This window comes from Mycobacterium fragae, from assembly GCF_002102185.1.
Taxonomy (GTDB): Bacteria; Actinomycetota; Actinomycetes; order Mycobacteriales; family Mycobacteriaceae; genus Mycobacterium; species Mycobacterium fragae.
The window spans coordinates 476132-497632 of sequence record NZ_LQOW01000031.1; the positions used below are offsets into that span (position 1 = coordinate 476132).

Genomic DNA, 21501 nt, shown 5'->3' on the forward strand with positions numbered 1-21501 from the left:
GCAGGTCGCGAGCTTCCTGTGGTCCCGTCCACACTCGATGGGTACGCTTGGCGCAGAACATGCGGGTGAGTGGGAGGGTCCATGTGGTACTGGCTATTCAAGTACATCTTCATGGGCCCGCTGTTCCAGTTGCTCGGTCGGCCGAAAGTTGAAGGGCTGGAATACGTTCCGAGTTCCGGGCCCGCGATCCTCGCCAGTAACCATCTCGCCGTAGCCGACAGCTTCTACCTTCCGCTGGTGGTGCGTCGCCGGATCACCTTCTTGGCGAAGGCCGAATACTTCACCGGCACCGGATTGAAGGGGTGGTTCACCCGCTGGTTTTACACGGTGGCCGGGCAGGTGCCAATCGATCGCAGCAACGCCGACGCCGCGCAGGCCGCGCTGGACACCGCGGAGCGTCTGTTGCGTGAGGGCAAGCTGCTGGGCATGTACCCCGAAGGCACCCGCTCACCCGACGGCCGGCTGTACAAGGGCAAGACCGGCCTGGCGCGGCTGGCCTTGCAAACCGGGGTGCCGGTGATTCCGGTGGCGATGATCGGCACCAACGTCGTCAACCCGCCGGGCAAAAAGATGCTGCGCTTCGGCCGGGTCACGGTTCGGTTCGGCAAGCCGATGGACTTCTCCCGGTTCGAGGGGCTTGAGGGCAACCGGTTCATCGAGCGCGCCGTCATCGACGAGGTGATTTACGAGTTGATGCGGCTATCCGGCCAGGAATACGTCGACATCTACGCCGCCGCAGTCAAGGAGAGCGGCAACGGGTCCGGCCCGCAGCAGTCGGGACACCCACCGGCCCGGATTCCCGAGACGGCGGCCGGCTAGGTCGCCGACGATGCGGTCCTGAAAGGTTCGTCGGCTGCTTCGGCCTCGGCGACGGGGGCGGGCGCGCTCTCGGTGGCACTCTTCGGCGCGGTGACGGTCAGGCCGGCGATCGCGATGACGGCGAGCGCCCACCACACATACCCCACTCCGATCAGTTGCTCGCGCAGATTGGAGTGCTCGCCTAGCAGCCTGATCGGCGACCAGCGCATCAGCGCCAGTCCGGCGCCGGCCAAGCCGAGGACCGGCACGCTTCTGCGACGGTAACCGACCACGGCCAGGGTCACGATGGTCGGTAGCGACCACACCCAGTGGTGTGACCACGACACCGGCGAGACCAGCAGGGCCAGCAGCGCCACGCACATGAGGGCCAATACGGGTTCGTCCGCGTGCAGCAGCCGTCGCACCGCCCACACGGTGAGCGCCAGCGCGGCTGTGCCGGCCGTCGCCCACACCACGAAATGCAGGCCGCCGGTCAGACCCATCCGGGCCAGCACGCCGGCGAAGTTCTGATTGGTGTTCAGCGCGGTGTCACCGATCCGGTTGGTGTGGAACAGCGAACTGGTCCAGTACTGCCAGGAATCGCGGGGCGCCAGCACCGCAGCGAGCAGCACGCTGACCGCGAATGTGGCCAGCGCGGTCAGTACGGCCCGCCGTTCGCGGCGCAGCATCAAATAGATCAGTGCCACCGCGGGGGTGAGCTTGACCGACATCGCCACGCCCAGCAGCAGTCCACGCGGCCACCGGGTGCGTCGCGGCAAGCAGTCGGCCAGGACCATGGTCATCACCACCACGTTGATCTGGCCGTAGTCGAAATTGGACCAAATCGGCTCCATGTTCAGCGCGATGGCCGCCACGACGATCGCTCCGGCCACGCAGTAGCGCCGCCAGGCGGTCGGCACGCCACCGGGCCTGGTGGCGCTGCAGATGCCCAGGGAGGTGAGGACCATCGCGGCGGACACCACCAGCAGCACCGCGGAGATGATCGTCATGGTCAGCGAGGCGTCGTGCAGCGAGAGCCAGGTGAAGGGGGTGAACAATACCGCAGCGATCGGGGGATACGTGAACGGAAGCGGATGGTCCTCGAGCCAGGTCTTGAAGAACACGTCGCCGTAGAGTTGGTGGCCATCGAGCCAGGCCTGGGCTCCCATCCGGTAGACGTGGACGTCGATGCGATACGACCTGTGCTCGAACACGCGCCAGGTCCAGTAGCTCAGCGCCGCAAGCACCAACAGCCCGAACGAACTCCAGGCGGCCCACCCGGTGGCTACCCGCCCGCGCCAACTGCCCACGTCGGGCGACTGCCGTCTACTCATGTCGGGGACAGCCTATCGGGGCCGCTGCCCAATGCGGTGTTGCGGACGGCCCCGGGAGCAAAGTGGGCGTAAGTTTCTAGAGTGCTCAGCTGGCTGCACAACGACATCGTGATGCGTGGCCGACTGCCCTTGCTGTGCTGTCTGGTCGCATTCATCCTGACGTTCTTCGTGACGCGTACCTTCGTGCGCTACATCCGTTACCGCGCCGATCGCGGCGTCCCACCCCGGTGGTGGGAGCCGCGCAACATCCACATCGGCCGGGTGCACATCCACCACGTGGTCGTGGGGGTGGTCATGGTGATGGTCTCTGGCCTGACGTTGGTGACGGTGTCCGTCGACGGGCACGAACCCGAGTACACCCTGTCTGCGATTTTCTTCGGCATCGGTGCGGCGCTCGTGCTCGACGAGTATGCGCTGATCCTGCACCTGTCCGACGTGTACTGGGAGGAGGACGGGCGGACCTCGGTTGACGCCGTCTTCGCGGGGGTGGCGGTCGGCGGACTGCTGGTGCTCGGACTGCACCCGATGATGTTCGTCATCTCGCTGTGGCACGACACCACGAACTCGCCGCTGATGCGCAGCGCCGTGATCGTCGGGATGGTCCTGATGCCGCCATTGGCTGCGGTGGTGCTGCTCAAGGGCAAGGTGTGGACCGGTCTGATCGGCATGTTCTTCGTCTTTCTGCTGTTCATCGCGGCCATCCGGCTGTCGCGCCCACATGCACCGTGGGCGCGTTGGCGCTACAACCAGCAGCCGGACAAGATGCGTCGTGCCGTCGAGCGTGAACGCAAATTGCGCCGCCCGATCGTGCGGGCCAAGCTGTGGCTGCAGCGTGCCGTCGCGGGCACGCCGCACTTTCCCGACGAGCGCCAGGTCGACGAGCAGCTCGACCGCGAGGTGCACGCCGCACCACCGCCCGAGGGATCCGAACCTGCCCTGGCCGCCGGCGGTGGCGGGTAGGCGGCCGTGCGGTATTTCTACGACACGGAGTTCATCGAGGACGGCCGCACCATCGACCTGATCTCGATCGGGGTGGCCGCCGAAGACGGCCGCGAATATTACGCAGTATCAACCGAATTCGACCCCGAGCGCGCCGGCAGCTGGGTGCGCGCCCACGTGTTGCCCAAGCTTCCGCCTCCGGCTTCGCCGCTGTGGCGCACACGCGCCCGGATCCGCTCGGACCTGGAGACGTTTTTCGGGGTCGACGCCGCCGAGCCGATCGAGCTGTGGGCATGGGTCGGCGGGTATGACCATGTGGCGTTGTGTCAGCTGTGGGGAGCGATGACCGAGCTGCCGACGGCGATGCCCCGATTCACTCGCGAGCTGCGGCAGCTGTGGGAGGACCGCGGACGCCCCCGGATGCCGCGGCGGCCGGCGGACGTGCACGACGCGCTGGTCGACGCCCGCGACCAGCTGCGACGATTTCGGCTGATCACCGCCGACGACGATTAACGGCGCGCCGGGCCCAGTTACCATGTAGAAGTGAACTGGACCGTCGACGTACCGATCGACCAGCTGCCTTCGTTGCCGCCGCTGCCGGCCGATCTGCGCGCGCAACTCGACGCCGCATTGGCCAAGCCCGCGGCCCAGCAGCCCAGCTGGCCCGAAGATCGCGCCAGGGTGATGCGCACGGTTCTGGAAAGCGTGCCACCGGTGACGGTGGCATCGGAGATCGTGCGGCTCGAGGAGCAGCTGGCGCAGGTGGCCAAGGGAGAGGCGTTCCTGCTGCAGGGCGGTGACTGCGCGGAGACGTTCGTCGACAACACCGAGCCGCACATCCGGGCCAACATCCGGGCGCTGCTGCAGATGGCCGTGGTGCTGACCTACGGCGCCAGCCTGCCCGTGGTGAAGGTGGCCCGAGTCGCCGGGCAGTACGCCAAACCCCGGTCGGCCGATATCGACGCGCTGGGCCTGCGGTCTTACCGCGGCGACATGGTCAACGGGTTCGCCCCGGACGCTGAGGCGCGCGAGCACGACCCATCGCGGCTGGTGCGCGCCTATGCCAACGCCAGCGCGGCGATGAATCTGGTGCGCGCGCTGACCTCGTCGGGGCTGGCGTCGCTGCATCTGGTGCAGGACTGGAACCGCGAGTTCGTCCGGACGTCTCCGGCCGGCGCGCGCTATGAGGCGCTGGCCGTCGAGATCGACCGGGGCTTGCGGTTCATGAGTGCCTGCGGGGTGGCCGACCGCAACCTGCAGACCGCCGAGATCTACGCCAGCCACGAAGCGTTGGTGCTGGACTACGAGCGGGCGATGCTGCGGTTGTCCGACGTTGAAGACGGCGAGCCCCGCTTGTATGACCTCTCGGCGCATTACCTGTGGATCGGCGACCGTACCCGCCAGCTCGACGGGGCGCATGTCGCATTCGCCGAGGTGATCAACAACCCGATCGGTGTCAAGATCGGGCCGACGACCACCCCGGAGCTTGCGGTCGAATACGTCGAGCGCCTCGACCCGCACAACAAGCCGGGCCGGTTGACGTTGGTGAGCCGGTTGGGCAACAACAAGGTGCGTGACCTGCTGCCGCCGATCATCGAGAAGGTGCAGGCCACCGGGCATCAGGTGATTTGGCAGTGCGACCCCATGCACGGCAACACCCACGAGTCGTCCACCGGGTACAAGACGCGGCATTTCGATCGCATCGTCGACGAGGTTCAGGGCTTCTTCGAGGTGCACCGGGCGCTGGGCACCTATCCGGGCGGCATCCACGTCGAAATCACCGGCGAGAACGTCACCGAGTGTCTCGGTGGGGCGCAAGACATTTCGGACAGCGACCTGGCCGGTCGCTACGAGACGGCGTGCGACCCACGACTGAACACCCAGCAGTCGCTGGAGCTGGCGTTCCTGGTCGCCGAGATGCTGCGCGACTAGAGGAGTCCGGCCAAGTTGCTGCCGACGGTCCATGCCGCGGCGGCGACCATGCCGGTGACCGCCAGCACGACCGCGATCCAGATCAGCACCATGCGTTGGGCGTGCTGGCGCGCGAGTACGAACTCGCTCATCTCGATGCCGGCGAATCGGCCTGATATTTCACGGTATTCGGGTTCATCGGACCAGTCATCACGGGTCAGCTGACGGGTCGGGTGGCGCACCTCATCGGTGGGCCGGCGCTCGTCTATCCGGCTGCGGTGCAGCGCCGCTGATCGGTGCTGGGCGGAATTGCGCGGCGCAGGCACCCGGAATTCCGGGAGCGCCAGCTCGTCGGCGATCGCCTCCAACTCGTCATCCATGTCGAGCGCGTCGGCGTACCTGTCGGCCGGTTCGCGCGCCGTCGCGCGGGCCACCAGCTCGTCGAATTGGCGGGGGACACCGCCGATCACCGCACTCGGTGGCGGAACATCGTTGTCCAGTCGCTGATATGCGACCGACAACGCGGAGTCGGCGGAAAACGGCGTCTGTCCGGTCAGCAGCTCGAAGGCCATGATTCCGACGGCGTACACGTCGCTGCGTGGGCTGGCATCACCGTCGCGCACCTGTTCAGGGGACAAGTAGGCGGCGGTCCCGAGAATGACGCTGGCAGAGGTGATTCCGGCCGCCGCGATGGCGCGGACCAACCCGAAGTCGGCGATTTTCACATCGCCGTCATCGGAGATCAGGACATTTTCGGGTTTGACATCGCGGTGCACCAGGCCCGCGCGATGCGCGGCGGCCAGACCGCCCAACACCGGTCGGAGCACCGCGGCAACTGCATGCGGCGGCATCGGGCCGCGCTCGATCAGCAGCTCGCGCAGGGTGCCGCCCTCGATGAGTTCCATCACCAGAAAGGGATGGCGGGCGTCAGCGCCCTGGTCGTACACCGCGACCAGCCCCGGGTCTTTGAGCCGGGCGACGGCTCGGGCCTCGAGCTTGAACCGGGTCAGGAACTGTTGGTCATCGGCGTAGCGCGAATCCATCACCTTCAGCGCGACGGGCCGGTCCAGTCGGACGTCGAGCCCGCGGTACACCGTCGACGTGCCGCCGGTGGCGATCTTGGTCGTAACCCGGTACCGCCCGTCCAGCAACGTGCCCTCTAGAGGATCCGTCACGGGCCTATCGTAGGTGGCATCGCGATTTCAGCCCGAAACCCGCACTCAGCGCGCCGGAATCAGCTCTAGACTGGGCGCGATGAGCAGTATTCCGGCCGGCGACGACGTCCTGGATCCAGACGAGCCCACCTACGACCTGCCCGACGTCGCCAAGCTGCTTGGTGTGCCGGTGACCAAGGTGCACCAACAGCTGCGGGAAGGCCATCTGGTGGCGGTGCGCCGCGCCGGTGATGTGGTGGTTCCGCGGGTCTTCTTCACCGAGTCCGGACACGTGGTCAAAAGCCTGCCGGGGCTGCTGATGGTGCTGCACGACGGCGGCTACCGCGACACCGAGATCGTGCGCTGGCTGTTCACCCCCGATCCGTCGCTGACCGTCACCCGCGACGGCACGCGCGACGCCATCAGCAACGCCCGTCCGGTCGACGCGTTGCACGCCCACCAGGCCCGCGAAGTGCTACGCCGCGCACAAGCTATGGCGTACTGAGACTTTCGGCGGTTTCGACGCCGGGCTCAGGCGCCCGGTACAGCGAGTACCACGCGACCATCGCGCAGGCCGTCGCAATCAGGACATGGATCCACGAGTACATGCCGTGGGCGCCATCGGGTTTGAAGATGACCATGATCCAAGTGGAAAACCCGGCGATCGCCGCGACCGCCGGTCGTGACTGGGCGAGCGCGGCCACCACCGCCAACGGCCACGTGTAGTACCACGGCAGCGCGGCCGGCACGAACAGCACGACGACGAGCATCGCCCACGCGATGCCGGCGAGCGCCTCGCGGTCGTCGTGCCGGAACCGCCACCACAGCAGCGGCAGCGACACCCCGATGATCACGATGCCGGCGGCGCGGGTGACGTGCAGCACGGCGTAGAAGTTCACCGGAAAGAACCATCCGCCGATGGCGTGGACCAGATTCGCCGTCGCCGTCGGGATGGTCAACCAGTTGATGATCTTCACCGAACCGGCCAGCGCGGTCAGCCAGCCGAGCCCCACCCCGGCCAAACCGGACAACACCGCGAACACCGCGACGAAGATCAGCACCGAGTACGCGCCGGCCGCCGCAAAGGCCGCTAACGGCCGATACCCCCGTCGCTCACGTAGCTGGCGCATCCACACCCAGACCAAAAACGGCAGCGCTATACCGGCAGTGGCTTTGACCGCGACGCCGACCGCGACCAGCGTTATGCCCGCAACGGGATGGCGCTCGAAGGTCAATGCGATGCCGGCCATCATCAGCCCCACCATCAGCATCTCGTTGTGCACTCCACCCATCAGATGGATGATCACCAGCGGGTTGAGCACGCAGATCCACAGCGCCGTCGGCCCGTTGGCCCCCAGATGGCGGGCCACGCGCGGCGCCGCCCAGATCAGCAGCGCCAGGCCGGGCAGCATGCACAGCCGTAACAGCATGGTTCCGGCGATCACGTGATTGCCGACCAACATCGTGACGAGCCTGGCAACCATCACGAACGCCGGGCCGTACGGCGCCGTGGTGATGGTCCAAATGGGGCTTACATTGTCCAGCAACGGATTCGGGTTATCGACTGGACCAACCGCATAGGGGTCCAATCCGTCCCGCAGGAGTGCACCCTGTGCCAGGTACGAGTAGGTGTCGCGGCTGAAGACCGGCACCGACAGCAATAGCGGCGCCAGCCAGAAGCCCGTGGTGGCCACCATGGTGTACTCGCTGGCATTGCCGGCGATCGCGCGTCGGCCCAAGGTCAGCCATGCCACCAGCATCGCCGCCACGCCGAACCACAGCAGTACCGAGGAGAGCACCAGCCCGTGGCCAAAACGCAGCCAGGACAAGTGGATTGATTCCAGCACGGGGTCATGCTGTTTGGTGCTGCCCGCGCCGAGTCCCCCCACGGTGATCAGCGCCGCGCCCAGGCAGCCCAGCAGCGCCGGTCGGCCCTCGGGAGCGCTGATGAACTCTCGTAGTCGTGAAAAGCGTTGCGTCCGGGCGGTTGTCGAGCCGGTCGCGGACATTCGCGTCACGCCGACCGGTTGGCGGCCAGCCTGGCAAGCTCGGACAGCCCGGCCTTGGCCGCCGCGTTGATGGGTGCGTCGGCCAGCCTGCCCAGCGCTCGCCGGGTCAGCATGTCGATACGGTCCTGCACCGCGGCCAGCGCACCGACTCCTTCGATCACACCGCACAGTTCACGGACCTGGGTCTCGGTTAGGTCGTTGCCGATCGAGGCCCGTAACAGGTTGGCGGCACTGGCATCTGATTTGTCGGCCAATTCCACCGCCTCGGCCAGCAGCACAGTGCGCTTGCCGGAACGCAGGTCGTCACCGGAGGGCTTACCGGTGACCGCCGGGTCGCCGAACACACCCAGCACATCGTCGCGCAGCTGGAATGCGACACCCAGGTCGGTGCCGACGTCGTAGAAAAGGGCCTGCACGTCGGGTCGATCCGCGGCGGCGGCCACCCCCAGCTGCAGCGGTCGCGACACGGTGTAGCACGCGGTCTTGAAAAGGTTGACGGTCATCGCCGAGGCGATCGACTCGGCCGCGCTGGCCTCGGCCACGATGTCCAGATACTGGCCACCGAGGACCTCGGTGCGGATGTCGGCCCAGACGTGGCGGACTCGGCGGTGCGCATCGGCCGGCAGATCGACCCCTGCGACGATGTCGTCGGCCCAGGTCAGCGCCAGGTCGCCAAGCAGGATGGCCGCGGACATCCCGAATCGGTCCGAGGACCCATTCCAGTGCCGGTCGCGGTGCAGCGCGGCGAAAGTCATGTGCGCGGTCGGCCGGCCGCGACGGGTGGCCGACCCGTCGATCACGTCGTCGTGCACCAGCGCCGAGGCGTGCAGCAGCTCGAGCGCGGAAAACAGCAGCAGCACTTGGGCGTCGGCGTCTTCGGTCGATACCGCGCGCCAGCCCCAGTAGGCGAACGCGGGCCGCAGCCGTTTCCCGCCGTCGAGCACGAACTGTTCCAGGACCGCGATCATGGCGTCGTAATCGCTGCCGATGTACGCGGACGCGTCGCGGCGGTCGTGCAGGTACCTCCGCAACTGGTCGGTGATGGCAGTGATGGTATGGCCCAACTCGACGGTCGCCGCTGCTTCGACGCTCAGCGCGCCACCCCTTCCTGGTATAGCCGCCCTGGTCCGACAGTCTATTCGGCGCCAGGGCGGCCGGAGTTGCTTCGACAGGCTCACTAACCCGCACCTATGCTGTCGGTGACCCGCGCGAGTTCGCGCGTCTGATGAGGAGCAGCCCGTTGACCTTCAACACCATCGCGCTCGAGCTGGTGCCGCCGAATGTGGAACGCGGTGCTGAGCAGGCAATCGACGATGCCCGCAAAGTGCTGCAGCTTTCCGCGCAGGCCGGTATCGCCGGCCGCATCGGCCACGTGATGATGCCCGGGTTGATCGCCGAGGAGGATGACCGGCCGGTCGAGATGAAACCGAAGCTCGACGTGCTGGATTTCTGGTCGATCATCAAGCCGGAGCTGCCCGGGCTGAGCGGGCTGTGCACCCAGGTCACCGCGTTCATGGATGAGCAATCGCTGCGCCGACGGCTCGATGAGCTGCTCCGGGCCGGGATCGAGGGCGTCGTTTTCGTCGGCGTACCGCGCACGATGGCCGACGGCGAGGGCTCCGGCGTGGCGCCGACCGACGCCCTGTCGATTTACCGCGAGCTGGTGGCCAACCGCGGCGTGATCTTGATCCCCACCCGGGAGGGGGAAGCCGGTCGCTTTGGTTTCAAGTGCGATCGGGGTGCGACGTTCGCGCAGACGCAGCTGTTGTATTCCGACGCCATTACGGAGTTCCTCGCCGAGTTCGCGAAGAACTCAGACCATCGCCCGGAAATCCTGCTGTCGTTCGGCTTCGTACCGAAGATCGAGAACCGGGTGGGTTTCATCAACTGGCTCATCCAGGACCCGGGCAATGCCGCGGTGGCCGACGAGCAGGAGTTCGTCAAGACTTTGGCCAACTCGGAACCTGCTCAGAAGCGCAAGCTGATGGTCGACCTGTACAAGCGGGTGATCGACGGCGTCGCGGACCTTGGCTATCCGCTGAGCATCCATCTCGAGGCGACGTACGGCATTTCTGCGCCGGCGTTCGAGACGTTCGCAGAAATGCTCGACTACTGGTCGCCGACGAGCTGACCGGTTGCGGTCAGTCGGGTGGCTCGTCGCTCGGCTCGGCGAACCGCGGTGAGCGGTCGCGGCCGTACCAGGCCAGCGCCCCAACCACTCCCGCGACCACAAACGACGACAGGATCAGCCACATGGCGGCGCCGCGGAAGGAGCGCGTGCTCGGATCGGTGTAGCGAGCCTGGGCGGTCATGGTATTGACGACGCCCGGTTTGAGCTTCCACTCCACCATGTCCGAGCCGATGCGGTCGCCGTTGGTCGAAGTCACCGAGCCTGGGAAGGTGACGGTGAGTTCGACGTCGGCCTGCGGGTCGGTCAGCGAGGTCAAATCCGCCCGCCCTTCCAGGATCACCAGGTCGCCGGCTCTGCGCAGGGACAGATTCACCCCCTGCGCGTCGGGGTTCATGTTCGCCAGCTCCGGCAATTCGGCAAAGGTCAACTCGGAAAAGACCGCTTCAGAGCCCTTGTAGCCCTCGTGGTCATACTGGGAGATCGCCACTTTCTGGCTGAACGGCAAGTTGGGATCCAGTTGCGGCCCGGCGTCTTTGTCGTTGCGGGGTTTGGCCGCGGCGATGATCTCTCCCGACACCAGGTCGTCGGGGGAGATGGTGATCGACGCTTTGACCTTGACGCACCCGGCGAGTACCGGCATCGCCAGAAGCAGCATCGTCATCGCCAGCAGGCGGCGGCGATGACGAGCGGTGAACACCCGATCATCGTGCCAGACCGGGGTTCCCGCGGGGCCGGGTCGGCCGAGTGCGGTTATAGCGGCAGCTTGCGGCCGAGGATTGCGAACGGCCGCGGGTCGCCCGCGAAGTGGTAGCCGCGGATGATGTCGACGAAGCCGAGACGTCTGTACAGCCGCCATGCGCGATTGGCTTCGCCGTTGATCTCCGGCGTCGACAGCAGCACATTGGCTTCTGGCCGGCCCGCAAGTAGTTTGCGCGCCAACGCTTCTCCGAGGCCGCGGCCCTGGGCCCGGGGATGGATATGCAATTCGGTCAGCTCGAAGTAGCTGGACATCAGCTCGGCGATCTCCGGGCCGGGGAAGCCGCCGCGTTGCAGCCCCGTCACCACTTGCTGCTGCCACCACTGATCGGGTGCGCCGCAATAGCCGTAGGCCACCCCGAGCAAAGGGGCGCTGCTCAGTTCGGCAGCCGGCGGCATCGCCCCGGGCCAGCCGCACACCTCCACCGCGGCGACGGCTTGCCAGCCGCGCCGGCGCGTGTGTTCCAGCCACATCGCCGCACGCTGGTTCTCAGTGCCGGGTGGATACCGCATGGCGTCGACGTACACATTCAACGCATCACCGAGCCGGCGCTGCATGTCGTGCGCCGGGAGGTCGATGAGGAATGTCGCCAACTCGCGGTGCCTTCCTGATGATCCGGTGCCGTGCTTCCGCTTCATTATCGGACTCATCGTCGGGCGCGGCAGTGCGTGCCGGAGCGGTGATCGGCCGGCATCGTCGCATGGCTACAATCGGCAACCGAAGCGGTGGTACGGCACAGATTGACCTCGTATCATTCTGATTAGTTGCCCATACAATGGGCATCCACGTGCTATCGATAGTTACGTGACAGCTTTTCGGCAAGGAGGGACGAATGCCACTCTCCGATCATGAGCAGCGCATGCTCGAGCAGATCGAGAGCGCGCTCTATGCCGAAGACCCCAAGTTCGCCTCCAGCGTGCGTGGCGGGGGGTTGCGTGCGCCGACCGCTCGGCGGCGACTCCAAGGCGCGGCGCTGTTCGTCATCGGTCTCGGGATGCTGGTTTCCGGCGTGGCGTTCAAGGCCACGATGATCGGAACCTTCCCGATCCTGTCCGTGCTCGGATTCCTCGTCATGTTCGGTGGTGTGGTGTTTGCCATCACCGGTCCGCGGTTGACTGGTCGGGCCGATCACCCTGGGTCCTCGCCCGGCCCGCGTCAGCGCCGCGCCAAGGGCGCCGGTGGATCCTTCACCAGCCGCATGGAGGACCGCTTCCGCCGCCGGTTCGACGAGTAACGATTTACCAACTGTGGGGCAGCCGACCGGCTGCCCCTTTTTTGTGCCCGGGCCGGACCGCAGCCCCACAACGCCCCACCCGGCATCTGATCGGCGCTGATCTGGGTAATTCCGAGTCCGGCGGGTCGGCGTTATGCCTGCCCATCACGGCGGGGTGGATTGCCACCGCGTAAATCACCCATCTGTTATCCAATAAATGGCGCAAAGTGGGGGATTGTGGGGTATGGTGGCGGAAGTCGGTAGGGGAAACCAGGTGACGAGGACACCGGGCGATGGCGTGGAGGTGGCCGGATGTTTTTGGGCACCTACACGCCGAAGCTGGACGACAAGGGGCGGCTGACGTTGCCCGCCAAGTTCCGCGACGCGCTGGCAGGAGGGTTAATGGTCACCAAGAGCCAAGACCACAGCCTTGCTGTGTACCCGCGCGCGGAATTCGAGCAGCTCGCCCGCCGGTTGGCCGACCGGGCCAAGCGCAATAACCCGGAGGCCAGAGCCTTCCTGCGCAACCTGGCTGCCGCCACCGACGAACAGCATCCCGATGCGCAGGGCCGCATCACGTTATCTGCCGAGCACCGCCGCTACGCGAACCTCTCGAAGGACTGCGTGGTGATCGGATCGGTCGACTACCTGGAGATCTGGGATGCCCAGGCCTGGCAGGACTATCAGCAGACCCATGAAGAGAACTTCTCCGCGGCCAGCGATGAAGCACTCGACGACATTATCTGAGGTGCATGCCCGTGCGCCGTGGCCTCTGCCCGAACCGACCCTGACGTACTTCCCCAACGCCAGGTTCGTGCTCTCGGACAGGGACCTCGGCGCAGGGGCGCTTGCAATCGCCCGGTCGGTCATTCGTCGGGGAGGTGTTGTCGTGCCTGACGCCACTGGTGGTTTCGGTCATGTGCCGGTACTGCTCGACCGCTGCGTGGCACTACTCACCCCTGCGCTGACGCGGCACGATCCGGGCGGATCAGGTGCGGTGCTCCTCGACGCGACCATCGGTGCAGGCGGACATGCGGAGCGGTTCTTGACCGACCTGCCCGGGCTACGGCTGATCGGCATCGACCGCGATCCGACCGCCGTGGACATCGCCCGTGCCCGGCTGGCGCGGTTCGCCGATCGGGTCACGCTGATCCAGACCCGCTATGACGGGCTCGTCGGCGCCCTGACCGGATCCGGCTATGGCGCAACAGGATCCGTCGACGGTGTGCTGTTCGATCTCGGCGTGTCATCGATGCAACTCGACCGCGGCGAGCGCGGCTTTTCCTACGCCCACGATGCGCCGTTGGACATGCGGATGGACCCCGGATCACCGCTGACCGCCGCGGAGATAGTCAACACCTACGACGAGGCAACGCTCGCCGACATCTTGCGCCGATACGGCGAGGAGCGCTTCGCGCGCCGCATCGCCGCGCACATCGTGCGCCGCCGGGCGCGCACGCCGTTCACGTCGACCGGCGAGCTGGTAGAGGTTGTCTACCAAGCGATCCCGGCCCCGGCACGGCGCACCGGCGGGCATCCGGCCAAGCGCACATTCCAGGCACTGCGCATTGCGGTCAACGCCGAGCTGGACGCGTTGCACGACGCTCTTCCCGCCGCGCTGAATGCGCTCGCCGTCGACGGGCGCATCGTGGTGCTGTCCTATCAATCACTGGAGGACCGCATCGTCAAACGGATGTTCACGCAGGCCACCAGATCCACCACGCCGTCCGATCTACCGGTCGAACTCCCAGGGCACGCACCGCAATTCGTTTCCTTGACGCGCGGCGCCGAACGCGCCGACGACGCCGAGATCCGGTACAACCCGCGCAGCGCCGCGGTGCGACTGCGCGCAGTGCAACGGGTGAAACCCGGGCAGCGGGCCGCGGGCAGGAGTGACTCATGAAGGCCAAGCGCGAAGCGCCGCCCCGCGATCGCCGTCGCGGGCATGACGGGGCATCCAAAAAGTCCGGGCGCCGACCAGCCGATCCCGCGCCCGCCCGTCGCACCCGTGCGCGCGGCGGAAAGGCCTCGGCGCCAGCCCATGAGCCACGGGCTCCGCGTACTGCGCCGCAGACCACCCCGATGGCGCGTCCGGCTGAGCGGATGGCTCGACCGAAGAACACCAGCCAGGCCAAGGCACGGGCGAAGGCGCGGAAAGCCAAGGCGCCCAAGGTTATCCGTCCGCCTTTACGGGATCGTTTGCTCAATCGGCTGGCGTCGATCGACCTACGGCCACGCACGCTGGCGGCAAAAGTGCCCTTCGTGGTGCTGGTCATCGGCTCCCTCGGCGCCGGGCTGGGCGTCACGTTGTGGTTGTCCACCGATGCGGCCGAGCGTTCCTATCAACTCGGCAACGCCCGCGAGAAGAACCAGCTGTTGCAGCAGCAAAAGGAGGCGCTGGAGCGCGACGTGCTGGAGGCGCAGTCCGCACCGGCGCTGGCCGAGGCCGCGCGCGGCCTGGGAATGATCCCGACGAGGGACACCGCCCACTTGATCCAGGATCCGGCCGGCAACTGGGTGGTCGTCGGCACTCCCAAGCCGGCCGAGGGGATGCCGCCGCCACCGCTGAACACCAAGCTGCCTGACGAGCGGCCCGCACCGCCTCCGCCGCCGGTGAATCCGGTCGAGGTGCCGGTTCGGGTGGGCCCGGGTACAGGCGCACCGGCCGTGCCGGGACTGACCGGTCCGGAGGTGATGGTCCGAGCTCCCGATGGCGCCACCACGTTGGGCACCGAGCATCTTCCCGCTCCGGCCGCACCCCCGGCACCGCCCACGCCTCCCGCTGTGCCCGCGCCCCCGGCACCTGTTGCGCCCCCGGCACCTGTTGCGGCCCCGCCCGATCTGGCTCCGCCCCCCGCGGTGCCACCGGCGGTGGCCGGGCCCGCGCCCCTTGCCGGGCCCGCACCGCCGCCCACCATTGCGGCGCCCCCGCCGGCGCCACCACCCGCGGGCGTCGTGCCGCCGGGCGGCGTGCCGCACGGGACCGCGGCGCCGCCCGCGACTGCGCCGCTCATCGGCGAGCAGTTCGGCCCGCTGACCGCAACGACACCCGGCGCGGCACGGTGAGTCGCGCGGACCGGTCAGGCGGCCGATCGTCACGGCCCGTAGGCCGTGCGGGCCGCAAGACAAAGGCAACCCCGCCCGGCCGTTCGGCGCGCGAGCGTCGTACCCGCCAAGCTGCCGAGCTCGGGGCGCGCGGTGCGTCGTTCGTTTTCCGGCACAGAGCCGGCAACGCCGTCATCTTCGTGGCCCTGATAGTGGCGGCGGCGCAGCTGTTCTACCTGCAGGTGCCGCGCGCCTCCGGCCTGCGTGCCGAGGCTGCCGGCCAGCTCAAGGTGACCGACGTCGAAAAGGCGGTGCGCGGCAGCATCATCGACCGCAACAACGACCAACTCGCCTTCACCATCGAGGCGCGCGCCTTGACCTTTCAGCCGCGCAGGATCCACAAGCAGCTCGCCGAGGCCAAACAAAAGAACGCGAACGCCCCCGACCCGCAGCAGCGACTGCGCGACATCGCCAAGGAGGTCGCGCTGCGCCTGAACAACAAGCCGGACACGGCCACCGTGCTGAAAAAGCTGAAGAGCGACGAGACCTTCGTCTATTTGGCTCGCGCCGTCGACCCCGCCATCGCCACGGTGATCACGAAAAAGTACCCCGAGGTCGGCGCCGAACGCCAAGACCTGCGCCAGTATCCGGGCGGATCGCTGGCGGCCAACATCGTCGGCGGCATCGACTGGGACGGCCACGGTCTGCTCGGGCTGGAGGACTCGCTGGACGCCGAGCTGGCCGGCACCGACGGCTCGGTCACCTACGACCGCGGCTCCGACGGCGTGGTGATCCCCGGCAGCTATCGCAACCAGCACAAGGCGGTCAACGGCTCGACCGTCCAACTCACCATCGACGACGACATCCAGTTCTACGTCCAGCAACAGGTGCAGCAGGCCAAGAACCTGTCCGGATCCCGCAACGTCTCGGCGGTGGTCCTCGACGCCAAGACCGGTGAAGTGCTGGCCATGTCCAACGACAACACCTTCGACCCCTCCCAGGACATTGGCCGTCAGGGCAACAAAGAGATGGGCAACCTCGCGGTGTCCTCGCCATTCGAGCCCGGGTCGGTGAACAAGGTCGTCACCGCGTCTTCGGTTATCGAGTACGGGCTGAGCAATCCCGACGAGGTGCTGCAAGTGCCGGGCTCGATCCACATGGGCGGGGTCACCGTGCACGATGCCTGGGGCCATGGCGTGATGCCCTACACGACCACCGGCGTGTTCGGGAAATCTTCCAACGTGGGCACGCTGATGCTCGCGCAGCGCGTCGGCCCGGACCGCTACTACGACATGCTCCGCAAGTTCGGCCTGGGTCAGCGCACCGGTGTCGGGTTGCCGGGCGAGAGCGCCGGCGTGGTGCCGCCGATCGACCAGTGGTCGGGCAGCACGTTCTCCAACCTGCCTATCGGCCAAGGCCTTTCGATGACTCTGCTGCAGATGACCGGCATGTACCAGACGATCGCCAATGACGGGCTGCGGATGGCGCCGCGAATCGTCAAGGCCACCATCGGGCCCGACGGCAGCCGGACCGAAGAGCCGCGGCCGGAAGGCGTACGGGTGGTCTCGCCGCAGACCGCGCAGACCGTGCGCAACATGCTGCGCGGGGTCGTGCAGCGTGATCCGAGGGGCTACCAGCAGGGCACCGGGCCGCAAGCCGCGGTCGACGGTTACCAGATCTCGGGCAAAACCGGGACAGGCCAGCAGATCAACCCGGCCTGCGGCTGTTATTTCGACGACGTCTACTGGATCACCTTCGCCGGCATCGCCACGACCGACAACCCGCGGTACGTGGTCGGCATCATGATGGACAACCCGCAGCGCAATGCGGACGGCACACCGGGCCACTCGGCCGCCCCGTTGTTCCACAACATCGCGGGCTGGCTGCTGCAGCGCGAAAACATCCCGCTCTCGCCCGATCCCGGGCCGCCGTTGACGTTGCAAGCCCTATAGCGGCTGAGTGTCGTCGCCGGGTCGATAAGGTGTCATGGCTGATTGACGCGCTGCCACGACGTCAGAAAATGGCCATGACGGAGGTGATCACGGTGCCCGCTGCGTTGCGCCCCACCGCCGGCGCGGGCGCGCCGTTGCCGGAGCTGGCCGCCGCCGTGGGCGCCGTCGCCGCCGAGGACACGGTCGTTCCCGACCTGCGTGTCACCGGTGTGACGCTGCGAGCCCAGGACGTCGTATCGGGTGACCTGTTCGCCGCGCTGAGCGGCGCAACGACCCACGGCGCGCGCTACATCGGCGACGCGCTGGAACGTGGGGCCGTCGCGGTGTTGACCGATGCCGCCGGGGTGGCAGAGGTAGCCGGCCACCGCGGTTCGGTGCCGGTCCTGGTGCACGACGCACCCCGCAGAGTGCTCGGCGAACTCGCCGCCATCGTCTACGGTCGGCCCTCCGAGCGGCTTGCAGTGGTCGGCGTGACCGGAACGTCGGGAAAGACCACCACGACCTATCTGATCGAGGCGGGCCTGCGAGCGGCCGGGCGGACGGTCGGGCTGATCGGCACCATCGGCCTGCGCATCGACGGCACCGACGTCCCCAGCGTGCTGACCACGCCCGAGGCCCCCGCATTGCAGGCGCAGCTCGCCGCGATGGCCGAGCGCGGGGTGGACACCGTGGTGATCGAGGTGTCCAGTCACGCGCTGACATTGGGCCGAGTCGACGGCGTCCGCTTCGCGGTGGGTGGCTTCACCAACCTGTCCCGCGACCATCTCGACTTCCACCCGACCATGGAGGACTACTTCGAAGCCAAGGCCCGGTTGTTCGACCCCACCTCGCCGCTGCGCGCCCGCACCGCGGTGGTGTGCATCGACGACGACGCCGGTCGCCGGATGGCCGAGCGCGCGGCCAACGCGGTCACCGTCAGCGCCCAGGGCCGCACTGCGGACTGGGGCGCGGAGGACGTGACGGTGCAGGCGGGGGGGCAGGAGTTCACCGCCGTCGACCCGGCGGGCGTGCACCACCGGGTGGCCATCCGGTTGCCTGGCGGCTACAACATCGCCAATTGCCTTGTCGCACTGGCTATTCTGGACACACTCGGGGTTTCCCCCGAGCAGGCGGCAACCGGGCTGCGCGGTACCCGCGTCCCGGGGCGGCTCGAGCAGATCGAGCGCGGCCAGGACTTCCTCGCGCTGGTCGACTATGCGCACAAGCCGGGTGCGCTGCGCGAGGTGCTGCGATCGCTGCGCCGCCCCGGCAGTCGGCTGGCCGTGGTGTTCGGGGCGGGCGGCGATCGCGACCAGGGTAAACGCGCGCCGATGGGCAAGATCGCCGCCGAGCTCGCCGACCTGGTCGTGGTGACCGACGACAACCCACGCAGCGAGGATCCCGCGGCGATTCGTCGCGAGATCTTGGCCGGCGCAGCCGAAGCCGGCGGCGCCGCAACAGTGGTCGAGATCGGCGACCGGCGCGCGGCGATCGACCACGCCGTGTCCTGGGCCCGTCCCGGAGACGTCGTGCTGGTCACCGGCAAAGGCCATGAGACCGGTCAGAGCGGCGGCGGCCACACCCGCCCGTTCGACGACCGGGTCGAGCTCGCCGCGGCCCTCGAGGCGCGCCGATGATCGAGCTCACGGTCGCCCAGATCGCCGACATCGTCGGCGGCGAACTGTCAGACATCTCCGCAGAGGCGGCGGCCGAGTTGCGCGTAACCGGCACAGTCGAATTCGACTCGCGCAAAGTCACATCCGGCGGGTTGTTCCTGGCGCTGCCCGGGGCACGTTCGGACGGGCACGACCATGCGGCGGCGGCGGTGGCCGCAGGGGCGGTCGCCGTACTGGCCGCCCGCCCCGTCGGGGTGCCCGCGATCGTCGTGAAGCCCGAAGCGCACGCCCCCCGCGCGCTGGCAGGTGTGCTCGAGCACGACACCGACGGGTCGGGCGCGGCGGTGCTGACCGCGCTGGCCAAGCTGGCCGCAGCGGTGGCCGCGGAGCTGGTGACCGGTGGGCTGACGATCGTCGGGATCACCGGTTCGTCGGGCAAGACGTCGACGAAGGACTTGCTGGCCGCAGTGCTCGAGCCGCTCGGCGAGGTGGTGGCACCCCCCGGGTCCTTCAACAACGAACTGGGCCATCCGTGGACGGTGCTGCGCGCCACCGACAGCACCGATTACCTGATCCTGGAGCTCTCGGCGCGCCACCCCGGCAACATCGCGGCGCTCGCCGCGATTGCACCGCCGGCAATCGGAGTGGTGCTCAACGTCGGCACCGCGCATCTGGGCGAGTTCGGCTCACGCGAGGCCATTGCGCGCACCAAAGCCGAGCTGCCCCAAGCTATTCCGCAGTCCGGGGTAGTCGTGCTCAACGTCGACGACCCGGCGGTGGCCGCGATGGCCGACAAAACCTCGGCGCGGGTGGTGCGGGTGAGTCGTGAGCAGCGAACCGCCGACCTGTGGGCGGGGCCGGTGACGCTCGACGAGCTGGCCAGGCCGCGCTTCACGCTGCACACCGGCTTGCAAACTGGCACCGTCGCCGTCGACATCGCACTATCCGTGCACGGCGACCACCAGGTGGCCAACGCGCTGTGCGCGGCGGCGGTCGCGCTGGAATGCGGCGCCACCGCCGAGCAGGTGGCCGACGCCCTGGCCGGAGCACACCCGCTGTCGCAGCACCGAATGCGGGTGGTCACCCGCCCCGACGGGGTGACCGTGATCGACGACGCGTACAACGCCAACCCCGACTCGATGCGGGCCGGGTTGCAGGCGCTGGCGTGGATGGCGCGAGAAGGACGCCGCAGCTGGGCGGTGCTGGGCGAGATGGCCGAACTGGGCGACGACGCGATATCCGAGCATGACCGCATCGGCCGGTTAGCGGTGCGCTTAGATGTGACTCGACTCATTGTCGTGGGAACAGGGAGGCCGATGGACGCCATGCACCACGGCGCGGTCATGGAGGGGGCATGGGCCTCAGAAGGCGATAGAGCGGCCAGCATCGTCGCCGACGCCGACGCCGCCCTGGCATTGCTGCGGGCCGAGTTGCAGGCCGGGGATGTAGTGCTGGTGAAGGCCTCCAACGCGGCCGGCCTGGGTGCACTGGCCGACTCGCTCGTCGCCGAAGACGCTGGGCCGATGGGCCGCGTCTCTCCTCGCGCGACGCGCTCGTCGCCCGACGGCCCGGGCGTCGCCCGATGATCGACATCCTGATCGCCGTCGGCATCGCGCTGACGGTGTCGATTGTGTTGACCCCGATGCTGATTCGGCTGTTCACCAGGCAGGGATTCGGTCACGAGATCCGCGAGGACGGCCCACCCAGTCACCGGACCAAGCGCGGCACCCCGTCGATGGGCGGCGTGGCGATCCTGGCCGGCATCTGGACGGGCTACCTGGGCACCCACCTCGCCGGCCTGGCGTTGGGCGGCGAAGGGCCGTCGGCGTCGGGCCTGCTGGTGCTGTTTTTGGCGACCACACTGGGGGCGGTCGGATTCGTCGACGACCTGATCAAGATCCGGCGGTCGCGCAATCTGGGACTCAACAAGACGGCCAAGACCATCGGGCAGATCACCGCCGCCGTGCTGGTCGGCGTCCTGGTGCTGCAATTCCGCAACGACGACGGTCTGACCCCGGGCACCTCCGACCTGTCCTACGTGCGTGAAATCGCCACTGTCACATTGCCTCCCGCGCTTTTCGTGCTGTTCTGCGTGATCGTCGTCAGCGCCTGGTCGAACGCGGTGAACTTCACCGACGGGCTGGACGGGCTGGCCGCCGGCTGCATGGCCATGGTGTGCGCCGCCTATGTGCTGATCACGTTCTGGCAGTACCGCAACGCCTGTGCCACCGCGCCGGGCCTGGGTTGCTACAACGTGCGCGATCCGCTGGATCTGGCGATCATCGCGGCCGCGACGGCGGGCGCCTGCATCGGCTTTCTGTGGTGGAACGCCGCGCCGGCCAAGATCTTCATGGGCGACACCGGATCACTGGCGCTGGGTGGCATCATCGCCGGCATATCGGTGACCAGCCGCACCGAAATCCTCGCCGTGGTGCTGGGTTCGCTGTTCGTCGCCGAGATCACCTCGGTGGTAGTGCAGATCCTGACATTTCGCACCACGGGTCGCAGGGTGTTCCGGATGGCGCCCTTCCACCACCATTTCGAGCTGGCCGGGTGGGCCGAAACCACGGTGATCATCCGGTTTTGGCTGCTGACCGCGATCAGCTGCGGCCTGGGGGTGGCGCTGTTCTACAGCGAGTGGCTCGCCGCAACCGGCGGCTGAC

20 protein-coding genes are annotated in these 21501 nt (G+C 67.8%); 14 read left to right on the forward strand and 6 right to left on the reverse strand.

Going from position 1 to position 21501, the window contains the following annotated elements; all coding sequences use genetic code 11:
* The first annotated feature begins 81 nt into the window (after positions 1 to 81).
* A complete protein-coding gene (locus AWC06_RS20605; protein ID WP_085199822.1) occupies positions 82 to 819 on the forward strand; it encodes a lysophospholipid acyltransferase family protein in 738 nt (245 codons plus the stop codon).
* Here the strand turns inward: AWC06_RS20605 and AWC06_RS20610 are convergent.
* Positions 816 to 2132 (reverse strand): glycosyltransferase 87 family protein, encoded by a 1317-nt coding sequence (locus AWC06_RS20610; protein WP_085199823.1) that lies wholly within the window; start codon positions 2130 to 2132, stop codon positions 816 to 818. The genes AWC06_RS20605 and AWC06_RS20610 overlap by 4 nt on opposite strands.
* A gap of 111 nt (positions 2133 to 2243) precedes the next feature.
* Between AWC06_RS20610 and AWC06_RS20615 the strand changes: the two genes are divergently transcribed.
* From AWC06_RS20615 to AWC06_RS20625, 3 genes are read left to right on the forward strand one after another with little or no spacing between them, the layout of a single operon-like run.
* Positions 2244 to 3092: a hypothetical protein gene (locus tag AWC06_RS20615; RefSeq protein ID WP_085200087.1), complete on the forward strand. Its 849-nt coding sequence runs from the start codon at positions 2244 to 2246 to the stop codon at positions 3090 to 3092.
* A 6-nt stretch (positions 3093 to 3098) separates the two neighbouring features.
* Positions 3099 to 3584, forward strand: coding sequence for a polyadenylate-specific 3'-exoribonuclease AS (locus AWC06_RS20620; RefSeq protein ID WP_085199824.1), 486 nt, complete (start codon positions 3099 to 3101; stop codon positions 3582 to 3584).
* Positions 3585 to 3614: 30 nt separating this feature from the next.
* Positions 3615 to 5003 carry a class II 3-deoxy-7-phosphoheptulonate synthase gene (locus AWC06_RS20625; protein WP_085199825.1) on the forward strand — a complete coding sequence of 463 codons (1389 nt, stop codon included), beginning with the start codon at positions 3615 to 3617 and terminating at the stop codon, positions 5001 to 5003.
* Here the strand turns inward: AWC06_RS20625 and AWC06_RS20630 are convergent.
* Positions 5000 to 6157: a protein kinase domain-containing protein gene (locus AWC06_RS20630; protein ID WP_139820153.1), complete on the reverse strand. Its 1158-nt coding sequence runs from the start codon at positions 6155 to 6157 to the stop codon at positions 5000 to 5002. The genes AWC06_RS20625 and AWC06_RS20630 overlap by 4 nt on opposite strands.
* A 79-nt stretch (positions 6158 to 6236) precedes the next feature.
* Here AWC06_RS20630 and AWC06_RS20635 point away from each other — a divergent pair, with 79 nt between their 5' ends.
* Positions 6237 to 6641, forward strand: a complete 405-nt coding sequence (locus AWC06_RS20635) for an Rv2175c family DNA-binding protein (protein ID WP_085199826.1) — start codon at positions 6237 to 6239, stop codon at positions 6639 to 6641.
* On the opposite strand, the gene AWC06_RS20640 is transcribed toward AWC06_RS20635, so the two are convergent.
* On the reverse strand, positions 6628 to 8145 hold the full coding sequence (locus tag AWC06_RS20640; RefSeq protein ID WP_085199827.1) for an alpha-(1->6)-mannopyranosyltransferase A: 1518 nt from the start codon (positions 8143 to 8145) through the stop codon (positions 6628 to 6630). The two genes, AWC06_RS20635 and AWC06_RS20640, sit on opposite strands and share 14 nt — an antisense overlap.
* 5 nt (positions 8146 to 8150) lie before the next feature.
* Positions 8151 to 9197, reverse strand: a complete 1047-nt coding sequence (idsA2, locus tag AWC06_RS20645) for a bifunctional (2E,6E)-farnesyl/geranyl diphosphate synthase (RefSeq protein WP_227371062.1) — start codon at positions 9195 to 9197, stop codon at positions 8151 to 8153.
* Positions 9198 to 9385: 188 nt separating this feature from the next.
* On the opposite strand from idsA2, the gene AWC06_RS20650 reads away from it, so the two are divergent.
* Complete coding sequence (locus AWC06_RS20650) at positions 9386 to 10276, forward strand: mycobacterial-type methylenetetrahydrofolate reductase (protein WP_085200090.1); 891 nt, start codon at positions 9386 to 9388, stop codon at positions 10274 to 10276.
* 10 nt (positions 10277 to 10286) lie between these two features.
* Here the strand turns inward: AWC06_RS20650 and AWC06_RS20655 are convergent, their stop codons facing one another.
* Positions 10287 to 10937 carry an LppM family (lipo)protein gene (locus tag AWC06_RS20655; RefSeq protein WP_211282009.1) on the reverse strand — a complete coding sequence of 217 codons (651 nt, stop codon included), beginning with the start codon at positions 10935 to 10937 and terminating at the stop codon, positions 10287 to 10289.
* Positions 10938 to 11026: 89 nt separating this feature from the next.
* A complete protein-coding gene (locus AWC06_RS20660; protein WP_085200092.1) occupies positions 11027 to 11626 on the reverse strand; it encodes a GNAT family N-acetyltransferase in 600 nt (199 codons plus the stop codon).
* 239 nt (positions 11627 to 11865) lie between these two features.
* On the opposite strand from AWC06_RS20660, the gene AWC06_RS20665 reads away from it, so the two are divergent.
* The 8 genes from AWC06_RS20665 to mraY all read left to right on the forward strand — a co-directional run bounded on the left by AWC06_RS20665 (position 11866) and on the right by mraY (position 21500).
* Complete coding sequence (locus AWC06_RS20665) at positions 11866 to 12267, forward strand: DUF3040 domain-containing protein (protein ID WP_085199828.1); 402 nt, start codon at positions 11866 to 11868, stop codon at positions 12265 to 12267.
* 291 nt (positions 12268 to 12558) lie between these two features.
* Positions 12559 to 12993, forward strand: a complete 435-nt coding sequence (gene mraZ / locus AWC06_RS20670; protein WP_085199829.1) for a division/cell wall cluster transcriptional repressor MraZ — start codon at positions 12559 to 12561, stop codon at positions 12991 to 12993.
* Position 12994: 1 nt separating this feature from the next.
* Positions 12995 to 14149 (forward strand): 16S rRNA (cytosine(1402)-N(4))-methyltransferase RsmH, encoded by a 1155-nt coding sequence (rsmH, locus tag AWC06_RS20675; RefSeq protein ID WP_139820154.1) that lies wholly within the window; start codon positions 12995 to 12997, stop codon positions 14147 to 14149.
* The gene (gene ftsL / locus AWC06_RS20680) at positions 14146 to 15312 is read left to right on the forward strand and encodes a cell division protein FtsL (RefSeq protein WP_085199831.1); all 1167 of its coding nucleotides are present in this window, start codon (positions 14146 to 14148) and stop codon (positions 15310 to 15312) included. The genes rsmH and ftsL overlap by 4 nt, the downstream gene beginning before the upstream one ends.
* Positions 15309 to 17243, forward strand: coding sequence for a peptidoglycan D,D-transpeptidase FtsI family protein (locus tag AWC06_RS20685; protein WP_085199832.1), 1935 nt, complete (start codon positions 15309 to 15311; stop codon positions 17241 to 17243). Before ftsL ends, AWC06_RS20685 begins: the two co-directional genes overlap by 4 nt.
* Before the next feature lie 74 nt (positions 17244 to 17317).
* Positions 17318 to 18859, forward strand: a complete 1542-nt coding sequence (locus AWC06_RS20690; RefSeq protein WP_372458192.1) for a UDP-N-acetylmuramoyl-L-alanyl-D-glutamate--2,6-diaminopimelate ligase — start codon at positions 17318 to 17320, stop codon at positions 18857 to 18859.
* Positions 18856 to 20424 (forward strand): UDP-N-acetylmuramoyl-tripeptide--D-alanyl-D-alanine ligase, encoded by a 1569-nt coding sequence (locus AWC06_RS20695; protein WP_085199834.1) that lies wholly within the window; start codon positions 18856 to 18858, stop codon positions 20422 to 20424. Before AWC06_RS20690 ends, AWC06_RS20695 begins: the two co-directional genes overlap by 4 nt.
* Positions 20421 to 21500 (forward strand): phospho-N-acetylmuramoyl-pentapeptide-transferase, encoded by a 1080-nt coding sequence (gene mraY / locus AWC06_RS20700; RefSeq protein WP_085199835.1) that lies wholly within the window; start codon positions 20421 to 20423, stop codon positions 21498 to 21500. Before AWC06_RS20695 ends, mraY begins: the two co-directional genes overlap by 4 nt.
* The last annotated feature ends 1 nt before the right edge of the window (position 21501 follow it).